The 19,478-nt window shown below is 67.6% G+C and carries 15 protein-coding genes; 6 read left to right on the top strand and 9 right to left on the bottom strand.

The genetic code is table 11. The features are described 5' to 3' along the window. Positions 1 to 77: 77 nt before the first annotated feature. The 4 genes from WBB14_RS29915 to WBB14_RS29900 all read right to left on the bottom strand — a co-directional run bounded on the left by WBB14_RS29915 (position 78) and on the right by WBB14_RS29900 (position 4,097). Positions 78 to 1,100 (bottom strand): FecR family protein, encoded by a 1,023-nt coding sequence (locus WBB14_RS29915; protein ID WP_424242973.1) that lies wholly within the window; start codon positions 1,098 to 1,100, stop codon positions 78 to 80. Positions 1,101 to 1,138: 38 nt separating this feature from the next. Beyond that, positions 1,139 to 1,930 (bottom strand): RNA polymerase sigma factor, encoded by a 792-nt coding sequence (locus WBB14_RS29910; RefSeq protein WP_424242972.1) that lies wholly within the window; start codon positions 1,928 to 1,930, stop codon positions 1,139 to 1,141. A 186-nt stretch (positions 1,931 to 2,116) separates the two neighbouring features. Beyond that, positions 2,117 to 3,016 carry an N-acetyltransferase family protein gene (locus WBB14_RS29905; RefSeq protein ID WP_424242971.1) on the bottom strand — a complete coding sequence of 300 codons (900 nt, stop codon included), beginning with the start codon at positions 3,014 to 3,016 and terminating at the stop codon, positions 2,117 to 2,119. A 232-nt stretch (positions 3,017 to 3,248) separates the two neighbouring features. After that, positions 3,249 to 4,097, bottom strand: coding sequence for a DUF4189 domain-containing protein (locus WBB14_RS29900; RefSeq protein ID WP_424242970.1), 849 nt, complete (start codon positions 4,095 to 4,097; stop codon positions 3,249 to 3,251). Positions 4,098 to 4,466: 369 nt separating this feature from the next. Between WBB14_RS29900 and WBB14_RS29895 the strand changes: the two genes are divergently transcribed. The 5 genes from WBB14_RS29895 to WBB14_RS29875 all read left to right on the top strand — a co-directional run bounded on the left by WBB14_RS29895 (position 4,467) and on the right by WBB14_RS29875 (position 13,249). Beyond that, positions 4,467 to 5,030 (top strand): hypothetical protein, encoded by a 564-nt coding sequence (locus WBB14_RS29895; RefSeq protein ID WP_424242969.1) that lies wholly within the window; start codon positions 4,467 to 4,469, stop codon positions 5,028 to 5,030. A 14-nt stretch (positions 5,031 to 5,044) separates the two neighbouring features. Further along, positions 5,045 to 5,815, top strand: a complete 771-nt coding sequence (locus tag WBB14_RS29890; RefSeq protein ID WP_424242968.1) for a hypothetical protein — start codon at positions 5,045 to 5,047, stop codon at positions 5,813 to 5,815. Positions 5,816 to 5,916: 101 nt separating this feature from the next. Beyond that, entirely contained in the window at positions 5,917 to 7,089 is a 1,173-nt protein-coding gene (locus tag WBB14_RS29885; protein ID WP_424242967.1) for an efflux RND transporter periplasmic adaptor subunit, read from the top strand. Then, positions 7,086 to 10,163 (top strand): multidrug efflux RND transporter permease subunit, encoded by a 3,078-nt coding sequence (locus WBB14_RS29880; protein ID WP_424242966.1) that lies wholly within the window; start codon positions 7,086 to 7,088, stop codon positions 10,161 to 10,163. Before WBB14_RS29885 ends, WBB14_RS29880 begins: the two co-directional genes overlap by 4 nt. Continuing rightward, on the top strand, positions 10,160 to 13,249 hold the full coding sequence (locus WBB14_RS29875; RefSeq protein ID WP_424242965.1) for an efflux RND transporter permease subunit: 3,090 nt from the start codon (positions 10,160 to 10,162) through the stop codon (positions 13,247 to 13,249). Before WBB14_RS29880 ends, WBB14_RS29875 begins: the two co-directional genes overlap by 4 nt. A 21-nt stretch (positions 13,250 to 13,270) precedes the next feature. Here the strand turns inward: WBB14_RS29875 and WBB14_RS29870 are convergent, their stop codons facing one another. From WBB14_RS29870 to WBB14_RS29855, 4 genes are all read right to left on the bottom strand, one after another. After that, a complete protein-coding gene (locus WBB14_RS29870; RefSeq protein ID WP_424242964.1) occupies positions 13,271 to 14,251 on the bottom strand; it encodes a Bug family tripartite tricarboxylate transporter substrate binding protein in 981 nt (326 codons plus the stop codon). 32 nt (positions 14,252 to 14,283) lie between these two features. After that, positions 14,284 to 15,270 carry a Bug family tripartite tricarboxylate transporter substrate binding protein gene (locus WBB14_RS29865; RefSeq protein ID WP_424242963.1) on the bottom strand — a complete coding sequence of 329 codons (987 nt, stop codon included), beginning with the start codon at positions 15,268 to 15,270 and terminating at the stop codon, positions 14,284 to 14,286. Positions 15,271 to 15,272: 2 nt separating this feature from the next. Further along, a complete protein-coding gene (locus tag WBB14_RS29860; RefSeq protein ID WP_424242962.1) occupies positions 15,273 to 16,469 on the bottom strand; it encodes a CaiB/BaiF CoA transferase family protein in 1,197 nt (398 codons plus the stop codon). Positions 16,470 to 16,560: 91 nt separating this feature from the next. Further along, a complete protein-coding gene (locus WBB14_RS29855; protein ID WP_424242961.1) occupies positions 16,561 to 17,499 on the bottom strand; it encodes a hydroxymethylglutaryl-CoA lyase in 939 nt (312 codons plus the stop codon). Between the two features lie 201 nt (positions 17,500 to 17,700). Here WBB14_RS29855 and WBB14_RS29850 point away from each other — a divergent pair, with 201 nt between their 5' ends. Then, a complete protein-coding gene (locus WBB14_RS29850) occupies positions 17,701 to 18,429 on the top strand; it encodes an IclR family transcriptional regulator (RefSeq protein ID WP_424242960.1) in 729 nt (242 codons plus the stop codon). Between the two features lie 236 nt (positions 18,430 to 18,665). Here WBB14_RS29850 and WBB14_RS29845 read toward each other — a convergent pair whose 3' ends face one another. After that, positions 18,666 to 19,376: a TetR/AcrR family transcriptional regulator gene (locus WBB14_RS29845; RefSeq protein WP_332012966.1), complete on the bottom strand. Its 711-nt coding sequence runs from the start codon at positions 19,374 to 19,376 to the stop codon at positions 18,666 to 18,668. Positions 19,377 to 19,478: the final 102 nt, after the last annotated feature.

Genomic DNA, 19,478 nt, shown 5'->3' with positions numbered 1-19,478 from the left:
AACGGATTGCGGGACGGGATTGGGAACCCGCACACCGCATGCAAACAAAAATAATTTTCAGCTAGATTGCCGGACGCTCAGCGGTCCAGGATGAGATAGCCGCCGTCGGGCGCGCGCTTGACCTGCACCGGCAGCAAATCCGGCAAGGCTTCCAGGAATGCGGCGGGCGCGTTGGTCGCGGCGAAGCCCGAGACGGGCAAGGACTTCAGGCCCGGGCTGGCCAGCGCCACCGGCTTGCCCAAGTACTGCGCAACTTCCTGGGCCACCTCGCCCAAGGGCGTGCGCCGGTACACCAGACGGCCATTGCGCCATCCGCCCACGCCGTCCGGCACTGCCGCCACCGCTTGATAGGTGGCGTTTCGCGCGTCCACGGTCACGCCTTGCTCCGCGCCCAGCGACAACTCCGACCCGGCCTTGCCGCGATCGGGCTGCACCCGCACACGGCCATGCGACACCTTGACGATGACTTCATCCTGCGTGTTGCGCACATTGAAGGCCGTGCCCACCACGGTGATCCGGCTTTGGCGCGCGTCGACGGTGAACGGCCGCCCGGTATCGGGCGCCACGTCAAAGAACCCCTCGCCCCGGTTCAGCACCAGCTCGCGGCGGCGCGGGTAGTAGCGCACCTGCAGCGTGCTGGCGAAATTCAGGGCGACGTGGGAGCCGTCGGGCAGATCCACCTGACGCACTTCTCCCGCTGCCGTGCTCACGTCCAGCACATAGCCGGGGGTGTTGTCCCAGCGATACCAGCCGTAGCCTCCCCCCAGGACCAGGGCCGCACAGGCGGCGGCGAACGCCTTCGAGAAGACGGGCCGCCCCAGCAGCGCGCCCCAGAAACCGGGCTGGGCCACACGGCGGCCGGATGGCTCTGTCCGTGAGTGTTGCGGCAAGGGCCTGGGTGGATTGGCGGCTGCCCGCCCATCCGACGCCAACGCAGGCCGGGGCGCCTGCGACAAATCCTGCCAGGTTCGCGATACCCGGGAGTACGCCTGCCGATGCGCGGGACGAGCAGCCAGCCAGGCATGCAGCGCTTGCTCATCCGCGGCCGACCAGCTGGCATCCTGGCGCCGCACCAGCCATTCGGCTGCGGCCTCATGCAAGGCAAGCGTATCCGGCGGAGCTGAGGAAGATGGGTCGGTCATGACGGGGCGGAACCGCTATTGTTGTTATTGTCCGGGCCGGCGTCATCGCCGGCAGGGCGATGCAATTGCTGCATCTGCGCAACCGTAGCATATTGCACCCGGACTTCGCAGTAAGCGATGGCCCGCGCCAGATGCTTGACCACCATGCGTCGCGATATCTGCATGCGAGCGGCCACTTCGTCCTGGGTCAGCCCGTCGAAACGGCTCAGCACAAAGGCTTCGCGCTGACGCTCGGGGAGTTCCCGCATCGCCTCGCCCAAACGATCCAAACGCTGTTGATGCGCCGCCGCGCGCATGGGACACGAAGCGTCATCCGCCGCCAGGACCTGCATGCCCTCTTCGGCCTCATCGAACGAAACCGTTTGCAGACGCCTGCCAGCCTGGCGCTCGCGGAACTCGTCCGCCACGCCGTTCAGCACCGTCCGGCGCAGATACGCGCCCTGCTCATCGGAGGAATTCAACGCGGGGTTGGCAGCCACCCATTTGACGACGCCATCGTGCAGCGCGTCCTCTGCGCTGCCTATGCTGCCCTTGAAGCGGGCCAGGCCGCGCAGGAGCGGCAGACGCCAACGCGCGTAAGCCTTGGCGATCGCGCTCGAGTCATCGCGCTTGTCATTGTCCGGCGCGGCCGTGCCGCTGGACGCCAGCAAGGGATTGCGGCTCATCCCGTGCATCCCGTGTTGCAGGCACGCGCCGTCCACGAGGGAGCGCGCCCTGGATGGGCCTCGGCTCGGCGAATGGAGAATGGAGGGAACGGGATGACGAACACGGAACCGCTGGCTGGCCATCGACCCAGCCACAAGGCGCGGGTCGGTTGAAAGTGGCCGGATTGTACTGAGATTTATTCTCAGTCGCAATGTAAGGCCATCCCCCTCCGTCCACCACCCAAGCTCGCTTGGTCCGCCCCGTCATGGGCCTCTTCGCGCCAACGGCCGCGAGCCCGAACCACCTGCTTTTGCCAGAGGCAGGCAGACTTACATGAAGCCCGGGTTGCGCGGCAGATACCGCGTCCAATCGCCGTGCTCCCCCGCCGACATCAGCACCATGGGCAACGCAAACCGCATGCCCAGTTCAACGGCGACCGCAAGCGCCGCGCTGGTCCCTGGAACGAAGACCGAGACCTGCTTGCCCTGTCCCGCCGCAGCGATGTCCAGTGCGGTCCGGAATGCGCCCGGCATCGCGTCCCCGTGCATGACCGCCATCGGACCTATGTGGCCGGTTGCGGCGATGTAGGCGTAGCCGACGCGCCCGCCCCCATCGTTCAGGAAAACCCCTTTGATGCTGGCATCGCCCAGCAGATAGCGGTGATGCTTCTCTCGCGCAATGCCGAGGGCTGCCGCATCCAGCTTGCGCAGCGCATCGAGGTCGGCGCCGGTCTGCTCGATCGGCGTGGCGCGAAAAGCGGCGCCCCGCGTCTGAAGCGCCAAGGACTCGCGTTCCACGCGGCATAAATGGATAGGCACCCGCGGCAACAGGCCATGCCGCACATACAGTCCTTGCGACACGAGATTGAAGGCAAAGGTAATCAGGCACTTTTCGCTGGCGCCGGCCTGGCTCGCCTGTGCCAAGGTGCGGCGCAGCAGCTGGTCACCTATGCCCTGCCCCTGCCGGCCAGGGGCAACGAACAGCTCCGCGGGAAACCAGAGCCGGTCGCAGACCCAGCTCATGGCAAAGCCGGCCACATCGCCCGCATCATCGGCCAGCCACAGGCCGCGCGGATCGTCCCGCAGGCAAAAGGCCTGGAAATCAGCAGGCCGCGGCGTGGCAATGGGTCCGAAGCCGTGGCGAACGGTAAGGTCGTTGATGCTGCGGGTGACCAGTTGCTGCGCGCGCGGCAGGTCCTCGGCACGCGCGGGTCGGACGACGAGGGCCATGGGAACCTCCTCTATCCGGGGTCAACCGGATAAACCGGTAGCAAACTCGCGCTGCGGCGCCCGCGTGGAAAAAATTCATTGCCATGGCGCTGCGCGGCGCAGGCTATCTTCCACAGAATCGTTCCGGCCACGCCTTTGGTCAAGTATTGCCCGACAATGAAGACAATGCCATCGCGCCGCGGCGCAGGCGCCGGCCGCAGCGCCCGTGCGGATCGTGGCCTGAGCGCCGCGCTCAGTTGGCCTTCTCGTCCTCGCCCTTGTACCCGCTGATGTAAGCCCGCCCCGAGCAGCGCACGAAGGCCACGCAGGTCAGGCCGCCGCTCTTGGCGTCGCAGGTGGCGCGCGCTTCGTTGCGCGCGCTCACCGGATCGGGATTCTTCGCGGTGAAGCTGGTGCCGCGGCCCTCGCTGCCCTTGCCCCAGGCCATGCCGACGCAGGTATCGGTGTAGGTGAGCACCGTGCGGCAGCCGACGCAGTCTTCCCATTTGAGCAAGGCGTCGACCGCTTCCTTCTCGCTTGGATAGCCGTCGGCGTAAGTCAGTTGGCCCGAGTCCTTCTCGGCCACGGAGCCCCAGTAGCCGCGCGAATCCAGCTTGGCCGACAGGGCCTCCAACTGGGCGGGCGTGGCGGTATCGGGCGCCTTCAGATCGGCTTCGCTGTAGCCGGGACCGGCGCACAGCGGCATGACGGCCAGCTTGCATTTGCCGTCGGCGCTGTCATTGGTGCAGGTGCGGATCGCCTTTTTCGCCGCCACTTCTGACGACACGCTGGTGCCCCAGAACAAGTCGTTGCGCGAATTGCGCGAGAACGCCACGCAGCTGTCCGAGAACGAGGTGACGCTCTTGCAGCCCTTGCCGCCAGCCTTGTTGCATTTGGCCAGCGCGGCGTCCTGCGCTTCCTTGGCGGAGGTTTCGGGCATGACCCAATACAGCTTGGCGTGCGCTTCGTCGGTGGCCACTGCGCCGTAAAGGGTGTCGGCATGCGCCGCCGGCGCGGCTGCCAGACCCAAGGCCAGCGCGCCTGCGCCGGCCAGTGCGGCCACGGTGGGACGGAATTGAACGAGCAATCGCGTGAGCATCATGGGTGTGCAATATCCAGTAGTTGTGGCGCCGCGGGCCCAGCGATATCTCATCGCCAAAGCCCCCCCGGGGCGCAGAACGCGCGGATCGTAGCACGTTACAGTTTGTCTTCCATCGCCCGCTTTTTCGCATTTCCAGGTAATACGTAACCAATTTTTCAGCGGCGGAAAGCTGATGCGCCACTATTTTTTCGGTAACATCGGCCACGCTTGCCGCCGTACCGCGCGGCCGCCTGAGCGTGTCCGCCGGCCTGTTAAAGTTGGGGCGTCGCGATACGACTAGTCACGAAACGAAACTAAAACAAGACAAGATTTTGCGGCCACTGAATTAAGTTGCGGCACGCCGGATCTTTGAGGGAGCTTGGGCTCAGCATGAATAAATCGCGACTCCGTTCGACCTGGTGGCTGGGCCGCGCCCTGCCGGTGTCGCTGGCCCTGGCCGCCTTGGCCGGCTGCGCGCCGATGCCCACGGGCGGCAGTTCGACGCTGCCATCGCTGACCAATATCTTCTCGTCGGGGCTGTCGCTGTCGCCCAGCGTGAACGTGGCCAAGAACATGAAAGGCCGGCCGGTCGCCGACGCCATCACGGCGTTGGGCGAACCCTCGAAGAAGCAAGGGGTCGGCAACACCATGGAAATGGTCTGGTCCGACTACCAGACTGCGCCCTATACCGAATGGGTCTCGACCGGCACCTCGCAGCAGGTGGTCGGCATGATCCCGGCCACGTCGACCAGCGCCGCCACGCCCGTGTTCCAGAATACCAACCATGGCTACTACAGCGGCCGCACGAAGGTCTACGAATGCAGCGTGGTGATGCGCATGCAGAACAGCATCATCATCGACAGCCAAGTGGACGGCAACGTATGCCCCGAGTTCATCGCCGCCCTGCGCAAATGGGCCGGCGAACGCGACGCCAACAACTACCGTAGCAAGTAAGGCGCAGCCCCCCCTTGTCGAGCAAACCCGGAGCACGCCGCTTTCTCGCAGCGACGGCTGGCGCCATCCGCCGGCAGGGCCGCGCCATGCTGGCCGCCGCGCCCTGGTCCTTGGCGGTATTCACCCTGTCGCTGCCCTTCGCCTTGTTGATTGCCAACCTGTTTCCGTACGGCGGCTGGCTGTTTCTTGCGTTGGCGCTGATCAATCTGATCGCCTTGGCGCGCATGACGTTCGCCTGGTATCGCGTCATCACGCTGCCAGACTCGCCAGGCGTCGCCGCCGCCCGCGGCGGCGCGGCGCAAGCCCGCCATCTGGCGCTGCTCGGCGCGCTGGTCATCGCGGTCACCGCTGTGGCCCGCGCCACCGGGGACCTGCCCTACGTGATCTACATGGTGTTGGGCGGGTCGAACGACAAGCTGTTCTGGGGCGCCTTGTTCGCCTCGCTGGCGCTGATCTGGGCGCCGATGCTGTACGCGCTTGCGGTGTACGGCCTGAGCCTGCCGCGCGCGGCGGTGGCCGGCAAGTACGGTTTTCGCGGCGCGCGGGGCGCGATGCCTTACAAGCGCTGGCCGCTGATGCTCGCGCTCTTGCTGCTGGTCGCGGCGGCCGGCCACGCCGGCTACACCCTGCGCATGCTCGCGTCCGGCTACACGGATGCCGAGTTGGCGCAGAGCGCAGTGAGCGTCCTGCTGTGCGTCCCGATCACGTTTGTAGTGGCGACGATGTATGCGGTTGCGTATCGGGATTCAGTCGACGTAGCGCGAACGGCGACCTCGCATTCTTGAGGCTCACGCCACAACCTGACAATTTACTGACGCAAAAACGCGAATAGTTATTATTCATATAGAATCCGGACTGTGTGTAACCCCCTAGCCTGGCAGTCCCGATGTCCCTGCCCCCTTCCCCGGGCCCTCATTTCCCACGCAAACGCCTGGTCCTGATCGCCGCCGCGCTGGCTTTGGCGGTCTTGGCCACCCTGGCGTTCTGGTACGCCGGATCCAAGGGTTCCCCCGCCGCGCGCCCGCCCGACTATGGGCAGATTCCGGTTGCCGTGGCGATTGAGGCCGCAACCGCCGGCCCGCTGCAGCGCGACCTGCATGCCCTCGGAACCATCACGCCATTGGCGCAGGTGACCTTGCGCAGCCAGGTCGACGGCGAACTGCTCAAACTGCATTTCACCGAGGGCCAGGCCGTGACGCGCGGCCAGTTGCTGGCGGAGATCGATGCGCGCCCTTATCTCGCAGCGCTGGCCGCAGCCGAAGGCGAACTGGCGCGCACCCAGGCGCTGCTGGAAAACGCGGAGGCAGACCTGCAGCGCTATCGCAAGCTGGCGCGGCAGGAAGCGGTGGCGGGCCAGCAACTGGATACCGCCGAAGCCCAGGTGCGCGCCTACGCCGCCCAGCGGCAACGCAACCAGGCCCAGGTGGCTGACGCCCGGCGGCTGCTGGACCACACCCGCATCGTCGCGCCGCACGACGGCCGCATCGGACTGCGGCGCGTCGATGCCGGCAACCACGTGCGCGCCGACGACGCCAACGGCCTGACTACGCTGGTGCAGACCCGGCCAATTTCCGCCCTCTTCAATATTTCCGAAACGCGGCTGGACATCCTGCGCGCGGCGCAGGCGCGGGACTCCGCGCTGCGGGTGCAAGCCTGGGATGCGGATGACCGCCGCCTGCTGGCCGAGGGCACGCTGGAAGCGCTGGACAACCGCATCCAGGCCGCCAGCGGCACGGTCCGGTTGCGCGCGCGCTTCGACAATGCGGACGAATCGCTGTTTCCGAACCAGTTCATCAATATCCGGCTGGCGGTAGTGCAACAGGACCACGTCATCACCATTCCCACCGCGGCCATCCAATATGGATCCGAGGGAGCCTTTGTGTTCGTCATAGACGGAGACAGTCGCGCCAGCCGCCGCGTGCTGAACCTGGGTCCCGCCAATGCCGGGCGCATCGTCGTGCAATCCGGCCTGGCCGAGGACGAACGCGTGGTGGTCGAAGGCGTGGACCGCCTGCACGACGGCCGCGACGTGCAGATTGTCGAGCCGCAGAAATCATGAGCCTGTCGCGTCCCTTCATCCTGCGCCCTGTCGCCACGTCCTTCCTGATGATCGCCCTGCTGCTGTCGGGCATCCTGGCGTGGCGCATGCTGCCCGTGGCAGCGCTGCCGCAGGTGGACTACCCCATCATCCAGGTGACCACGCAGTATCCCGGCGCCAGTCCGAACGTGACGGCGCGCACCGTCACCGCGCCGCTGGAGCGGCGCTTCGGGCAGATACCGGGCTTGAAGCAGATGTCGTCCACCAGCGGCAGCGGCATCTCGGTGATCACGCTGCAATTCTCGCTGGACGTGTCATTGGGCGTGGCGGAGCAGGAAGTCCAGGCGGCCATCAGCGCCAGCAGTTCGCTGCTGCCCGACGACCTGCCGACCCCGCCCGTGTACCGCAAGGTCAATCCCGCGGACGTGCCGATCCTGACCCTGGCGGTCACCTCCGATTCCCTGCCGCTGCCCCAGGTCTACGACCTGGTCGACACGCGCATGACGCAGCGCCTGTCGCAGTTGTCCGGCGTGGGCATGGTCAGCCTGGCCGGCGGCCAGCGGCCGGCGGTGCGGGTGCAGGTCAATCCGATGGCGCTGGCCGCGCGCGGACTGCAATTGGCCGACGTGCAGGAAGCCATCGCCAAGGCCAACTCGAACCAGCCCAAGGGCAGCTTCGACGGGCCGGTGCGCTCGGTCATCATGGACGCCAACGACCAATTGCAGAGCGCCGAGGAGTACCGCGAGCTGATCGTGGCCTGGCGCAACGGCGCGCCGGTGCGGCTGGGCCAGGTCGCCACCGTCGAGGACGGGGCGGAAGACCGCTACCTGGCCGCCTGGGTCGACAAGCAGCCGGCCGTGCTGGTCAACATCCAGCGCCAGCCGGGCGCCAACGTCATCGCCGTGGCCGATCAGGTCAAGGCTCTGCTGCCGCAGCTGACGGCCAGCCTGCCGGCGGCCGCGCAGGTCCGCGTGCTGACGGACCGCACCGAAAGCATCCGCGCGTCGGTGCGCGGCGTGCAATGGGAACTGGCCTTCGCCGTGGGCCTGGTGGTGCTGGTGACCTTCCTGTTCCTGCGCAACCTGCCCGCCACGCTGATACCCAGCCTGGCCGTGCCGCTGTCCTTGATCGGCACCTTCGGCTTCATGCATCTGGCGGGGTTCTCCACCAACAACCTGACGTTGATGGCGCTGACCATCGGCGCGGGCTTCGTGGTGGACGACGCTATCGTGATGCTGGAGAACATTGCGCGCTACCGCGAGCAGGGCCACAGCCCGATGGCGGCGGCGCTCAAGGGCGCCGGACAGATCGGCTTCACGCTGGTATCCCTGACCCTGTCGCTGATTGCGGTGCTGATCCCGCTGCTGTTCATGGAGGACGTGGTGGGTCGGCTGTTCCGCGAGTTCGCGGTCACGCTGGCGGTGGCCATCCTGATATCGCTGGCGGTGTCGCTTACCCTGACGCCCATGATGTGCGCGCGGCTGCTGCCGGCGCACGAGCCGACGCGCCCCGGGCTGCTGGACCGCGTCCAGGCGCGCTACGCCGGTTGGCTGGACCTGACCTTGCGCCATCAGCGGCTGACCCTGGCCGTGATGCTGGCGACCGTGGCGCTGACCGGCCTGCTGTACCTGGCCGTGCCCAAGGGCTTCTTTCCGACCCAGGACGGCGGCACGCTGCGAGTGACGCAATCGTCCCAAAGCACCTCGTTCGACGCCATGTCGCGGCGCCAGCAGGCGGTGGCCGAGGCGCTGCTGGCGGACCCGGACGTGGCCAGCCTGTCGTCCTTCATCGGCATCGACAGCATGAACACCACCCTGAACACCGGCCGGCTGCTGATCAACCTGAAACCCTGGTCGGAACGCAGCGCGCCGCTGGCGGACATCATGGCGCGGCTGGATGCGCGCGCCCGCGAGGTCCAGGGCATCTCGCTGTTCCTGCAGCCGGTGCAGGAGCTCAATATCGAGGACCGCGTGAGCCGCGGCCAGTACCAGTTCACGCTGACCTCGCCGGACAGCGAGCTGCTGGCGCGCTGGAGCCACGCGCTGACGGCGCGCCTGGCGCAAGCGCCCGAACTGGCCGAAATCTCCACGGACCTGCAAGGCGACGGCCGCCAGGCCTATCTGCAGGTCTCGCGCGATGCCGCGGCCCGCCTGGGCGTGACGATGGACGACGTGGCGCAGACGCTTTACAACGCCTTCGGCCAACGCCAGGTGGCCACGCTGTTCACGCAGTCCAACCAGTACCGGGTCGTGCTGGAAGTGGACCGCAAGCTGGCGCTGGACCCGGACGCGCTGGAGCGTATCCATCTGCAGACCGACGACGGGCAGGCGATCCCCCTGTCGGCGCTGGCCACGGTCAGCGAACGCGCGGTGCCGCTGGCCGTGAACCACCTGGCGCAGTTTCCCGCGGTCAACCTGTCGTTCAACCTGCCGGCGGGCGGTTCGCTGGGCGAGGCCATCGCCGCCATCGAATCCGCGCGGCAGGAAATCGGCATGCCGGCCAGCGTGGAGTTGCGTCTGCAAGGCGCCGCGGCGGCGTTCCAGGCCTCGCTGTCGAACACGCTGTGGCTGATGCTGGCCGCGGTGGTCACCATGTACCTGGTGCTGGGCATGCTATATGAAAGCGCCATCCATCCGGTGACCATCCTGTCCACCCTGCCCTCGGCCGCCGTCGGGGCCTTGCTCGCGCTGCTGCTTACCGGACGCCCGCTGGACCTGATCGCGGTCATCGGCATCATCCTGCTGATCGGGCTGGTGAAGAAGAACGGCATCATGATGGTGGACTTTGCGCTGGAGGCCGAACGTTCGCGCGGCTTGGCGCCGCAGGCGGCGATCCGCGAGGCCGCCCTGCTGCGCCTGCGGCCCATCCTGATGACCACGCTGGCGGCGCTGTTCGGCGCGCTGCCGCTGATGCTGGCCACGGGTTCGGGCGCGGAACTGCGCCAGCCGCTGGGCTGGGTCATGGTGGGCGGGCTGCTGGTCAGCCAGGTGCTGACCCTGTTCACCACGCCCGCCGTGTACCTGTTCTTTCAACGCCTGGGCCAGCGCCGCGGCGCGCCGGCCGGCAAGCCCGGGGTTGAAGGCCGGGCGCCATGATCCGCGCCTTGCTGCACCGCCCGACCGCCTGCATCTTCCTGGCGATCGCGCTGACCCTGCTGGGCGCGGTCGCATGGCGGCTGCTGCCCGTGGCGCCGCTGCCCCAGGTCGACTTCCCCACCATCGAAGTGCGGGCCGAACTGCCGGGCGCCAGCCCCGAGAGCATGGCCAGCACCGTGGCCGCGCCGCTGGAGCGCGCGCTGGGCAGTATCGCGGGCGTCAGTTCGATGACCTCGTCCAGCAACCAGGGTGCCACCCGCGTGCAGCTGCAATTCGACCTGGACCGCGACATCAACGAAGCCGCCCGCGACGTGCAGGCCGCCATCAACGCCGCCCGCGCGGAACTGCCCTCCGGCATGCCCGGCAATCCCAGCTACCGCAAGGTCAATCCGTCCCAGGCGCCCATCATGGCGCTGGCGCTCAGCTCCGCCACCCGCCCCGCGGGCGAGCTCTACGACCTGGGTTCGACGGTGCTGGCGCAGAAGATCTCGCAGATCAACGGCGTGGGCGAAGTGACCCTGGGCGGCAGCTCCCTGCCCGCGGTGCGGGTGCAGGTCAATTCCAACGCCCTGGCCCACTACGGCGTGGCGCTGGACGAGGTGCGCCAGGCCATCGCCGACGCCGCGCCCATGAGGCCGCAGGGTCAGCTCGATTCCGCCAGCCGGCGCTGGGAGGTCGGCACGCCCGAACAGCCGCGCGCCGCGCGCGACTACGAGAGCCTGATCGTGCGCCACCAGGACGGCGCGGTGATCCGGCTGTTGCAGGTTGCTCGGGTGAGCGACTCGGTCGAAAACCGCTACAGCAGCGGCTTTCACAACCGCAACCCGGCCGTGGTCCTGACCATCAGCCGCCAACCCGGCTCGAACATCATCGAAACCATAGGCGCGATCAACCAGGCCCTGCCCGGCCTGCGCGCACTGATGCCGGCCGACGTGGACCTGACCGTGGCGCTGGACCGCTCGCCCGGCATCAACGCCACCCTGCGCGAAGCGCACATCACGCTGGGGCTGGCCACGGCGCTGGTGATCCTGGTGGTGTGGGCGTTCCTGGGCAATGCGCGGGCGGCGGCGATACCCAGCGTGGCGATTCCGGTGTGCCTGATCGCCACCTTCGCCGTCATGTACCTGTGGGGCTTCTCGCTCAACAATCTGTCGTTGATGGCGCTGATCGTCGCTGCCGGCCTGGTGGTCGACGACGCCATCGTGGTGCTGGAGAACATCTCGCGCCACATCGAGCGCGGCCTGTCGCCGCGCAAGGCCGCGCTGCGCGGCGTGCGCGAGGTGGGCTTCACGCTGGTGGCCATGACGGTGGCGCTGAGCGTGGTCTTCGTGTCCATCCTGTTCATGGGCGGCCTGGTCGAGCGGCTGTTCCGAGAGTTCTCCATCACCCTGGTCGCCGCCACGGTCATCTCGCTGGTGGTCTCGGTGGCCATCATCCCCAGCCTGTGCGCCCGCTGGCTCAAGCCCGCTAGCCCGCAGGCGACTAGCGCGGACTTGCGTCCGTCGCGCATGCAGGCGGCCTTCGAACGCGTCCACGCCTGGTACGGCAGCAGCCTGTGGCGGGTGCTGGGCCATGCCCGGCTGACGCTTCTGCTGCTGGCCGGCGTGGTCGGGCTGAACGTCTATTTGTACGTGCAGGCGCCCAAGGGCTTCCTGCCGGTGCAGGACACCGGACAACTGGTGGGCTTCGTGCGCGGCGACGACGGCTTCTCGTTCCAGGTCATGCAGCCCAAGATCGACCAGTACCGGCAACTGGTGCTCAAGCATCCGGCGGTTCAGGACGTCATCGGCTACAACGGCGGCAGCCTGGGCATCAGCAATTCCCTGTTCCTGATCCGCCTGAAGCCCGCCGCCGAGCGCGCGGAATCGTCGACCGAAGTCATCAACTGGCTGCGCACCAACGCCCCCGCCGTGCCGGGCGGCATGTTCTTCCTGAACGTGGACCAGGACCTGCGCATGCCCGGCGGCTTCGGCAACTCCGGCGACCATGAGCTGGCCATCATGGCCAGCGACGTGCCAGCCTTGCGGCAATGGTCGCGCAAGATCTCCAAGGCCATGCAGGAGATACCCGAGCTGCGCGACGTGGACGCGGAAGGCGACGGCGCCACCCAGCAGGTGGTGATCGACATCGACCGCGCGGCCGCGCAGCGCCTGGGCGTGGACATGGGCACCATCAGCAGCGTGCTCAGCAACTCGTTCAGCCAGCGCCAGGTCGCCACCTTGTACGACGCCATGAACCAGTACCGCGTGGTGCTGGAGCTGGACCCGCGCTACACCGAGGATCCCGAGGTCCTGGAACAGGTGCAGGTGGTGGCGGCGGACGGCGTTCGCGTGCCGCTGACGGCCTTCGCCACCTACGACTACGGGCTGGTCAACGACCGCGTGTTCCACGACGGCCTGTTCGCGGCCGTGGGCGTGGGCTTTTCGCTGGCCGAGGGCGTGTCGCTCGAACAGGCCCTGGTGGCCATCGACGCTACCATGGCCAAGCTGATGGTGCCCTCTTACATCCAGACCCGCCTGGGCGGCGACGCGCGCAACTTCCAGCAAAGCCTGCAGGACCAGCCCTGGCTGATCCTGGCGGTGCTGGTGGCGATCTACCTGGTGCTGGGCATCCTGTATGAAAGCCCGCTGCATCCGCTCACCATCCTGTCCACCCTGCCCTCGGCCGGCGTGGGCGCGCTGCTGGCGCTGCGGCTGGCCGGCATCGAATTCACGCTGATTGCGCTGTTGGGGCTGTTCCTGCTGGTGGGCATCGTCATGAAGAACGCCATCCTGATGATCGATTTCGCGCTCGGCCTGGAACGGCGCGAAGGGCTGACGCCGGAGCAGGCCATCCACCGCGCCGCCATGCTGCGGCTGCGGCCCATCGTCATGACCAACCTGGCGGGGCTGCTGGGCGCCCTGCCCCTGGTGCTGGGCATGGGCGAAGGCTCGGAACTGCGCCGGCCGCTGGGCATCGCCATCGTCGGCGGCCTGCTGATCAGCCAGTTCCTGACGCTATACACCACGCCCATCGTGTATCTGGCGCTGGAACGGCTACGGCTGAAATGGAAGGCTGGCCGGCTGCGTCCTGGCCCCGAGGCCTGAAGCACGGGCCAGTCTGCAAGTTCAGTCCGGGAGTATTCCCGCCGCCTGGATGACCTGCGCCCACTTGCGCTGCTCGGCCAGCTGGAAGTCCGCCAGTTCGCCCGGCGTGCCGCCCGCCGGAATCGCGCCCAGTTCAGCCAGCCGCTGCTTCACCGCCGCGTCGCCCAAGGCCTGGTTGATGGCCAGCGACAACTTTTGCTGCACCGCCTGCGGCGTGCCGGCGGGCGCATACATCGCAAACCAGGACGAGGCCTCGAAATCCGGCGCACCCAAGGCCTCGGCCATGGTCGGCACCTGCGGATAGTCCGGCAGCCGCTGCGCTGTCGTGACGGCCAGCATGCGCAGTTTTCCGGCCTTCACGAAGGGCGTGCTGGTCAGCAGCGTATCGAACATGACCTGGACCTGGCCGGCCACCAGATCGGTCACGGCGGGACTGGAGCCCTTGTAGGGGATGTGGGTCATGGAGGTGCCGGTCTTGTACTTGAAGTATTCCGGCACCAGGTGGGACGAACCGCCATTCCCCGCCGAGCCGTAGTTCACGCGGTCGGGGTGGGCCTTCAGATAGTCCACCAGCTCGCCCACGGTCTGCACCGGCATCTGCTGCGGGTTGACCACGACCGCGATGGGCACCGTGAGGACCAGCGCCAGGGGCGTGAAGTCCTTGTTCGCGTCGTAGGGAATGTCGGGATAAAGGCCAGGATTGATCGCCATGGTGCCGATACTGGCCATCATCAGCGTGTATCCGTCCGGCTTGCTGCGCGCGGCGTCGCTGGCGCCGATGAAGCCGTGCGCGCCGGCCTTGTTCTCGATGACAACAGGCGTGTCCAGACGGTCGGCGAGCGCCTTGCCGACCACGCGCGCGGCGATGTCGGTCGGGCCGCCGGCGGGGAATGGAACGACCAGCCGGATGGGACGTTCGGGCCATTGCGCCCCGGTATTGCCCAGGGCGGGCTGCGTCGCGGCCGCGCAGGCGAGCGCGGCGATTCCTAAAAGATGCTTCATGAATTTGTCTCCTGGCATGTTTGCGGGGCGCGTCAGGCGGCGGTCTGGATGCCGGCTTCGCGTATCAGGCGCGCCCATTTCTTCTGTTCTTCCTGGATGTAGCGCTGCGCCGCCTCCGGCGAGCCGCCCATGGCGGTGCTGCCCTCGGCGGTGAACATGGCCACCGTGGCCGGATCGGCCAGCACCTTCTCCACGACCGCGTTGACGGCCTTGACGACCTCGGGCGGCGTGCCGGCCGGCGCGACCAGCGCCTTCCAGTCCAGCGCCTCGAATCCCTCGTAGCCGGACTCGGCCACGGTAGGCACGTCGGGCAGGATCGCCAGCCGCGCGCGGGAACTGACGGCCAACGACCGCAGCACCTTGCCCTTGAGCATTTCCTGGGCCGCCTGCGGCGTGGCGAACATGTAGTCGGTATTGCCGCCCAACAGGTCGTTGAGCGCCGGCGCCGCGCCGCGGTACGGCACGTTCAACACCTGGAACTTGCCCTGATAGGCGAGCAGTTCGCCCGCCAGATGGCCCACCGTGCCGGAACCCGCCAGAGCCTGCTTGATGCCGCCGGGCTCGGCGCGCGCATCCTTGACCAGGTCGGCCAGGGTCTGCCAGCGCGCGTTGGCCTTGACCACCAGCACCACCGGCAGCGAAGCGATCAGGGAGACTGCCGCGAAGTCCTTTTCCGCGTCGAACGGGATCTGCGGCATCAGGGCGGGATTGATGGCCAGGTTGGCCGTCTGGCCCAGGCCCAGCATGTAGCCGTCCGGCTTGGCCTTGGCCACGAAGTCCATGCCGATGTTGCCGCCTGCGCCCGGGCGGTTTTCCACCACCACCGACCAGCCGGCCATCGCCGTGACCTTGGCCGCGATGGCGCGCGCCACCGAGTCCGTGCCGCCGCCCGGGGTGTAGGGAACGATAAGGCGCACGGGCCGGCCGTTCGGATAGCCGCCCGCGCCCTGGGCGCGCAGCGGCAAGGCCGCGGCGCAAAGCGCGGCGCCCAGGAAGGCGCGGCGGGATAGCGTGATCATGGTTAGTCTCCTTGTGTGATTTGCCTTGCTTTCAAGGCCGCGATTTCATCGTCGCGATAGCCGACGCCGCGCAGCAGCGCATCGGTGTGTTCGCCCACCGCAGGCGGCTGCAGGCGTATTCCGGGCTGGGCGCCGCCCAGCGTGAAAGGCGCCAGCGGCACCCGCGATTCCCGGCCGTCTTCCAGCACGATGGGCGCCAGGCCGCCGGTGGCTGCCAGGTGGGGATCCTCGAACAGCTGCTCGGGCCGCGTGATCGGCGCGAAAGGCAGGCCCTCGCGCTCGAACACGTCCGCCAGCTCCGCCGCGCTGCGCTCCGCCAGATGCGAGCGCAACTGCGGCATCAACCAATCGCGTGCCTGCACGCGATCATTGTTGCTGGCCAGGCGGGGGTCGGCCAGCAACTCGCCCAGCCCGAAGGCGCGGCAGAAGATGGCCCATTGCTTGTCGCTGACCACGGCCAGGAAGATCTGTTCGCCGCCCTTGACGGTGAATACGTCGTAGATGGCCCAGGCCGAAATGCGGCTGGGCATGGGCGCGGCGGCCCGGCCGGTGACGGCGTACTGCATCATGTGCTGGCCCACCAGAAAGACGTTGTTCTCGAACAGCGAGGCCTGCACTTCCGTGCCTACGCCCGTCTGTTCGCGCTGCGCCAGCGCCGCCATGGCGCCAATCGCGCCGAACATGCCGCCCATGATGTCGTTGACGCTGGCGCCCGCGCGCAGCGGATCGCCGGGGCGTCCCGTCATGTAGGCCAGGCCGCCCATCATCTGCACGACTTCGTCCAGCGCCGTCCGGTGCTCGTAAGGACCGGGCAGGAAGCCCTTGTGGCTGACGTAGATGAGGCGGGGATTGCGTTGCTTGAGCGTGGCGTAGTCCAGGCCCAGCTTCTCCATGACGCCGGCCTTGAAGTTTTCGCTGACGATGTCGGCCGAATCGATCAGGCGCAATGCGGCCTCGATTCCCTCGGGCTGCTTCAGGTCCAAGGCGATGCTCTTCTTGTTGCGGTTGAACATGGGGAAAAAGCCCGCGCCCGACCCGAGCAAGCGGCGCGTGCTGTCGCCGCCCACCGGTTCTACCTTGATGACTTCGGCCCCCAGGTCCGCCAACAGCATGCCGCAAGTGGGACCCATGACCATGTGGGTGAATTCGACGACGCGGATGTGTTCGTACGGAAGGCGCGGATGGGCGTGGCTGGACATGGGCGTGGATCTTCTGCAAATGACGACGGTTGCGGCAAAGGCCGGCTTGACCGCCTGTTTCTGGTGTATAGGGCCGCAGGGGTATGGGCGATCAAGCCCGCCGGACGAATCCCTTGGGCAAGCCGGCATCGGGCGTCATGCCATACAGCGGCTCGCCGGGCAGGCCGGCGGCCAACGGCGCGCGCGCGGCAACGATTCCATCCAGGTCGATGCCGGTGCGCACGCCCATCGCCTCGAACATGAAGACCAGGTCCTCCGTCACGACGTTGCCGGACGCGCCCGGCGCATAGGGGCATCCGCCCAGTCCGCCCAGGGAACTGTCGAACGTGCGCACGCCCTCGTCCCAGGCCGCCAGGCAGTTGGCCAGGCCCAGACCGCGCGTGTTGTGCATATGCGCCGCGCCCGCCTTATCCCCGAGCTCGGCGCGCAGGCGGCGGAACAGCCGGCGCACTTGCGCGGGATTGGCGTAGCCCACGGTGTCCGACAGCCCCGATTCATCGGCGCCCGCCGCCACGCACAGCGCGGCCAGGCGGATGACCTCGTCCTCGGGCACGCTGCCCTGCAGGGTGCAGCCGAAGGCCGTCGAGATGCCGGCCTCCAGCTTCACGGCGGGCGCCAGCTCGTCCCGCAGCCGCGCGATTGCGCGCACTTCCTCGACCATGTCCTCGGGTGTCTTGCGCACGTTGGCCAACGAATGTTCGCGGCTCGCCGAAACCGGCATGGTCAGCTTGTGGACGCCGGCCCGCAGCGCCGCCTCGGCGCCGCGCAGATTCGGAACCAGGGCCATGACCGTGATGCCGGCATGCCCCGCCGCATGGCGCACCACTTCAGCGGCATCGGCCATCTGCGGCAGCAGGCGCGCCGGCACGAAGGAAGCCACTTCGATCTCGCGCACGCCGGCCGCCACCAAGGCGTCGATCCAGCGCAACTTGTCGGCCGTGGCCATCGTCGCCTTGACGGACTGCAAGCCATCGCGCGGGCCGACCTCACTGATCAGGACGTCGGGGGTGTGGGCGTTGGATTGAGCCATGGTTTGATTTTCCATATATTCTATCTAATAGAACGATATTCTTTAAGATAGAATTATTGAGCGCGCAGCTTTCCGCTGTCAAGCGCCATACGCCCAGGGAAAACCACGAACCCCAGCGCCAGACGCCGCCTACAATGCGCCTGATTCGTTCTAAAGGATGGAATATGGCCCCACCTATGATTCGACGCGCCGGAGATCGGGATGCCGCGTAAAGCCGCCACGGAATCGCTCGCCGACACCGATGCCGCTCAAGGCGGCGTGGCGGCGGTGGATCGCGCGTTGAGCTTGATGTCGGTGTTCACGGCTCGCGACAAGGCCCTGTCCCTGGGCGAGCTGTCCGAGCGCACGCGCCTGTACAAGAGCACCGTCCTGCGGCTGTTGGCATCGCTGGAACACGCCGGCTGGATCCAACGCCTGGACGACGGCCGCTATGCCCTGGGCGGGGAAGTCGCGCGCCTGCATGGCATCTACGCTTCCTCGTTTTCGCTGGAGCACGTCGTCCTGCCCGTGCTGCGCGACCTGGTCGCGGCTACCGGCGAAAGCGCGGCCTACCACGTGCGCCAGGGCGATGCCCGCCTGTGCCTGTATCGCGTGGATTCACCTCACCCCGTGCGCGACCACATCCGCGCGGGCGATCTGCTGCCGCTGGATCGCGGCAGCGGCGGACGCGTGTTGACGGCCTACGACCCGGTGCTGGGCCGCGCGCCCGGGCCCGAGCAGGAGCTGTACGCCCGCATCCGCGCCGACGGCTATTTCGCCGCCATGGGCGACCGCCTGGCGGAAGTGGCCGGCATATCCGCGCCCGTCTTTCTGCTCAATGGCGAGATCGCCGCGGCAGTGACGCTGACCGCGCCCATCCATCGTTATGTCGCCGCCCATCTGGCGGCGGTGCGGGAGGCGGCGCGGCGCCTGACGGGGAAAGTCGGTTAGCGGACCCGGGCGCGGCGGGCGCTGCTGCGGCCAGGCAGTACAAAAGAACCCGTGCTTTGAACGGGGTCCGAAACCAATGCATTACGCGACTGCCAGCCGAGGACCCCGGAGCCATCCGAAGCGCAGCCCCGCCGGGGCGAGCATCGGAATGGCGCAGGGCAGCCTCGGCGGCTAAAGAACCCTGACATCCGCAAGCGCGAAGCCCTACCGCCCCAAGCCGCCCGCGTCCACGGCAATCAGGGCTGCGGCCCGCCAGGCAGCACCAGCTTTTCCAGGTAGTCCAGATCCTCGCGCACCAGCCGCAAGGACTCGCTCACGTCCGGCGACCTAGGCCGCCGGGAGGCGTCACGCAACAGCGATTGCACAGCCATGTCGGCCATGATGGCCGCGACTTCGGCTCGGCCCAGCCGGCCGTCCGGCTTGTACCACCACGCCGACCAGTTGCACATGCCGATGAGGCTGAAAGCCGCGACGTGCGGATCGACCATGCGGAACTGGCCGTCGCGGATGCCGTTTTCGATGACCCGGCTGAAGTTCTCCAGCACGTTGCGGCGCGATGCCTGCACGGCTGCGCGCTGCTTGGGCGTCATGTCGGCCTCGGTCCTGTCGGCCACGCGGAATTCGGCGGTGCGCGACAGGATCAGGTCGGCATGCTGCGTGACCAGGGCGCGCAGCGCCTCGACCGGATCGAGGTCCTCGCGGGTGGCGGTCTCGCCGGCCATTTTCTTGGCCGCGCTTAGCACATCTTCAGTCAACGAACGCAGGATCGCGTCCTTGCTCTTGAAGTAGTAGTAGACGGCAGTGCGGCTCAGGCCCAGGGACTCGGCGATGTCCTGGATGCTGGTGCCGCCGGAGCCGCGCTTGATGAAGAGCGTGGCCGCGGCGTCGAGTATGGCGGTGCGCAGCGCTTCGCCCTTCAGCGCTCCCTTGGTGCTTGCGTCGTTCACGTTGCGATGTTCCTCGAATAGACCGTCCGGGACGGTCCCGTCCCGAAATTATGGCATGCGCGATTGCGCTTCCAGGCCGCGCCGGCCATTGTTTTGCCCATG

Origin of the sequence: Achromobacter sp. (assembly GCF_049647645.1) — a bacterium.
Lineage (GTDB): Bacteria > Pseudomonadota > Gammaproteobacteria > Burkholderiales > Burkholderiaceae_B > Achromobacter.
The sequence above is the reverse complement of the archived record's forward strand: the minus strand, read 5'-3'. Positions and strand labels throughout refer to the sequence as shown.

Coding starts and splice junctions, on each gene's coding strand:
- WBB14_RS29910 (WP_424242972.1), bottom strand. CDS start 1,930: ATGGCCAGCCAGCGGTTCCGTGTTCGTCATCCCGTTCCCTCCATTCTC.
- WBB14_RS29905 (WP_424242971.1), bottom strand. CDS start 3,016: ATGGCCCTCGTCGTCCGACCCGCGCGTGCCGAGGACCTGCCGCGCGCG.
- WBB14_RS29900 (WP_424242970.1), bottom strand. CDS start 4,097: ATGATGCTCACGCGATTGCTCGTTCAATTCCGTCCCACCGTGGCCGCA.
- WBB14_RS29895 (WP_424242969.1), top strand. CDS start 4,467: ATGAATAAATCGCGACTCCGTTCGACCTGGTGGCTGGGCCGCGCCCTG.
- WBB14_RS29885 (WP_424242967.1), top strand. CDS start 5,917: ATGTCCCTGCCCCCTTCCCCGGGCCCTCATTTCCCACGCAAACGCCTG.
- WBB14_RS29880 (WP_424242966.1), top strand. CDS start 7,086: ATGAGCCTGTCGCGTCCCTTCATCCTGCGCCCTGTCGCCACGTCCTTC.
- WBB14_RS29875 (WP_424242965.1), top strand. CDS start 10,160: ATGATCCGCGCCTTGCTGCACCGCCCGACCGCCTGCATCTTCCTGGCG.
- WBB14_RS29870 (WP_424242964.1), bottom strand. CDS start 14,251: ATGAAGCATCTTTTAGGAATCGCCGCGCTCGCCTGCGCGGCCGCGACG.
- WBB14_RS29865 (WP_424242963.1), bottom strand. CDS start 15,270: ATGATCACGCTATCCCGCCGCGCCTTCCTGGGCGCCGCGCTTTGCGCC.
- WBB14_RS29860 (WP_424242962.1), bottom strand. CDS start 16,469: ATGTCCAGCCACGCCCATCCGCGCCTTCCGTACGAACACATCCGCGTC.
- WBB14_RS29855 (WP_424242961.1), bottom strand. CDS start 17,499: ATGGCTCAATCCAACGCCCACACCCCCGACGTCCTGATCAGTGAGGTC.
- WBB14_RS29850 (WP_424242960.1), top strand. CDS start 17,701: ATGCCGCGTAAAGCCGCCACGGAATCGCTCGCCGACACCGATGCCGCT.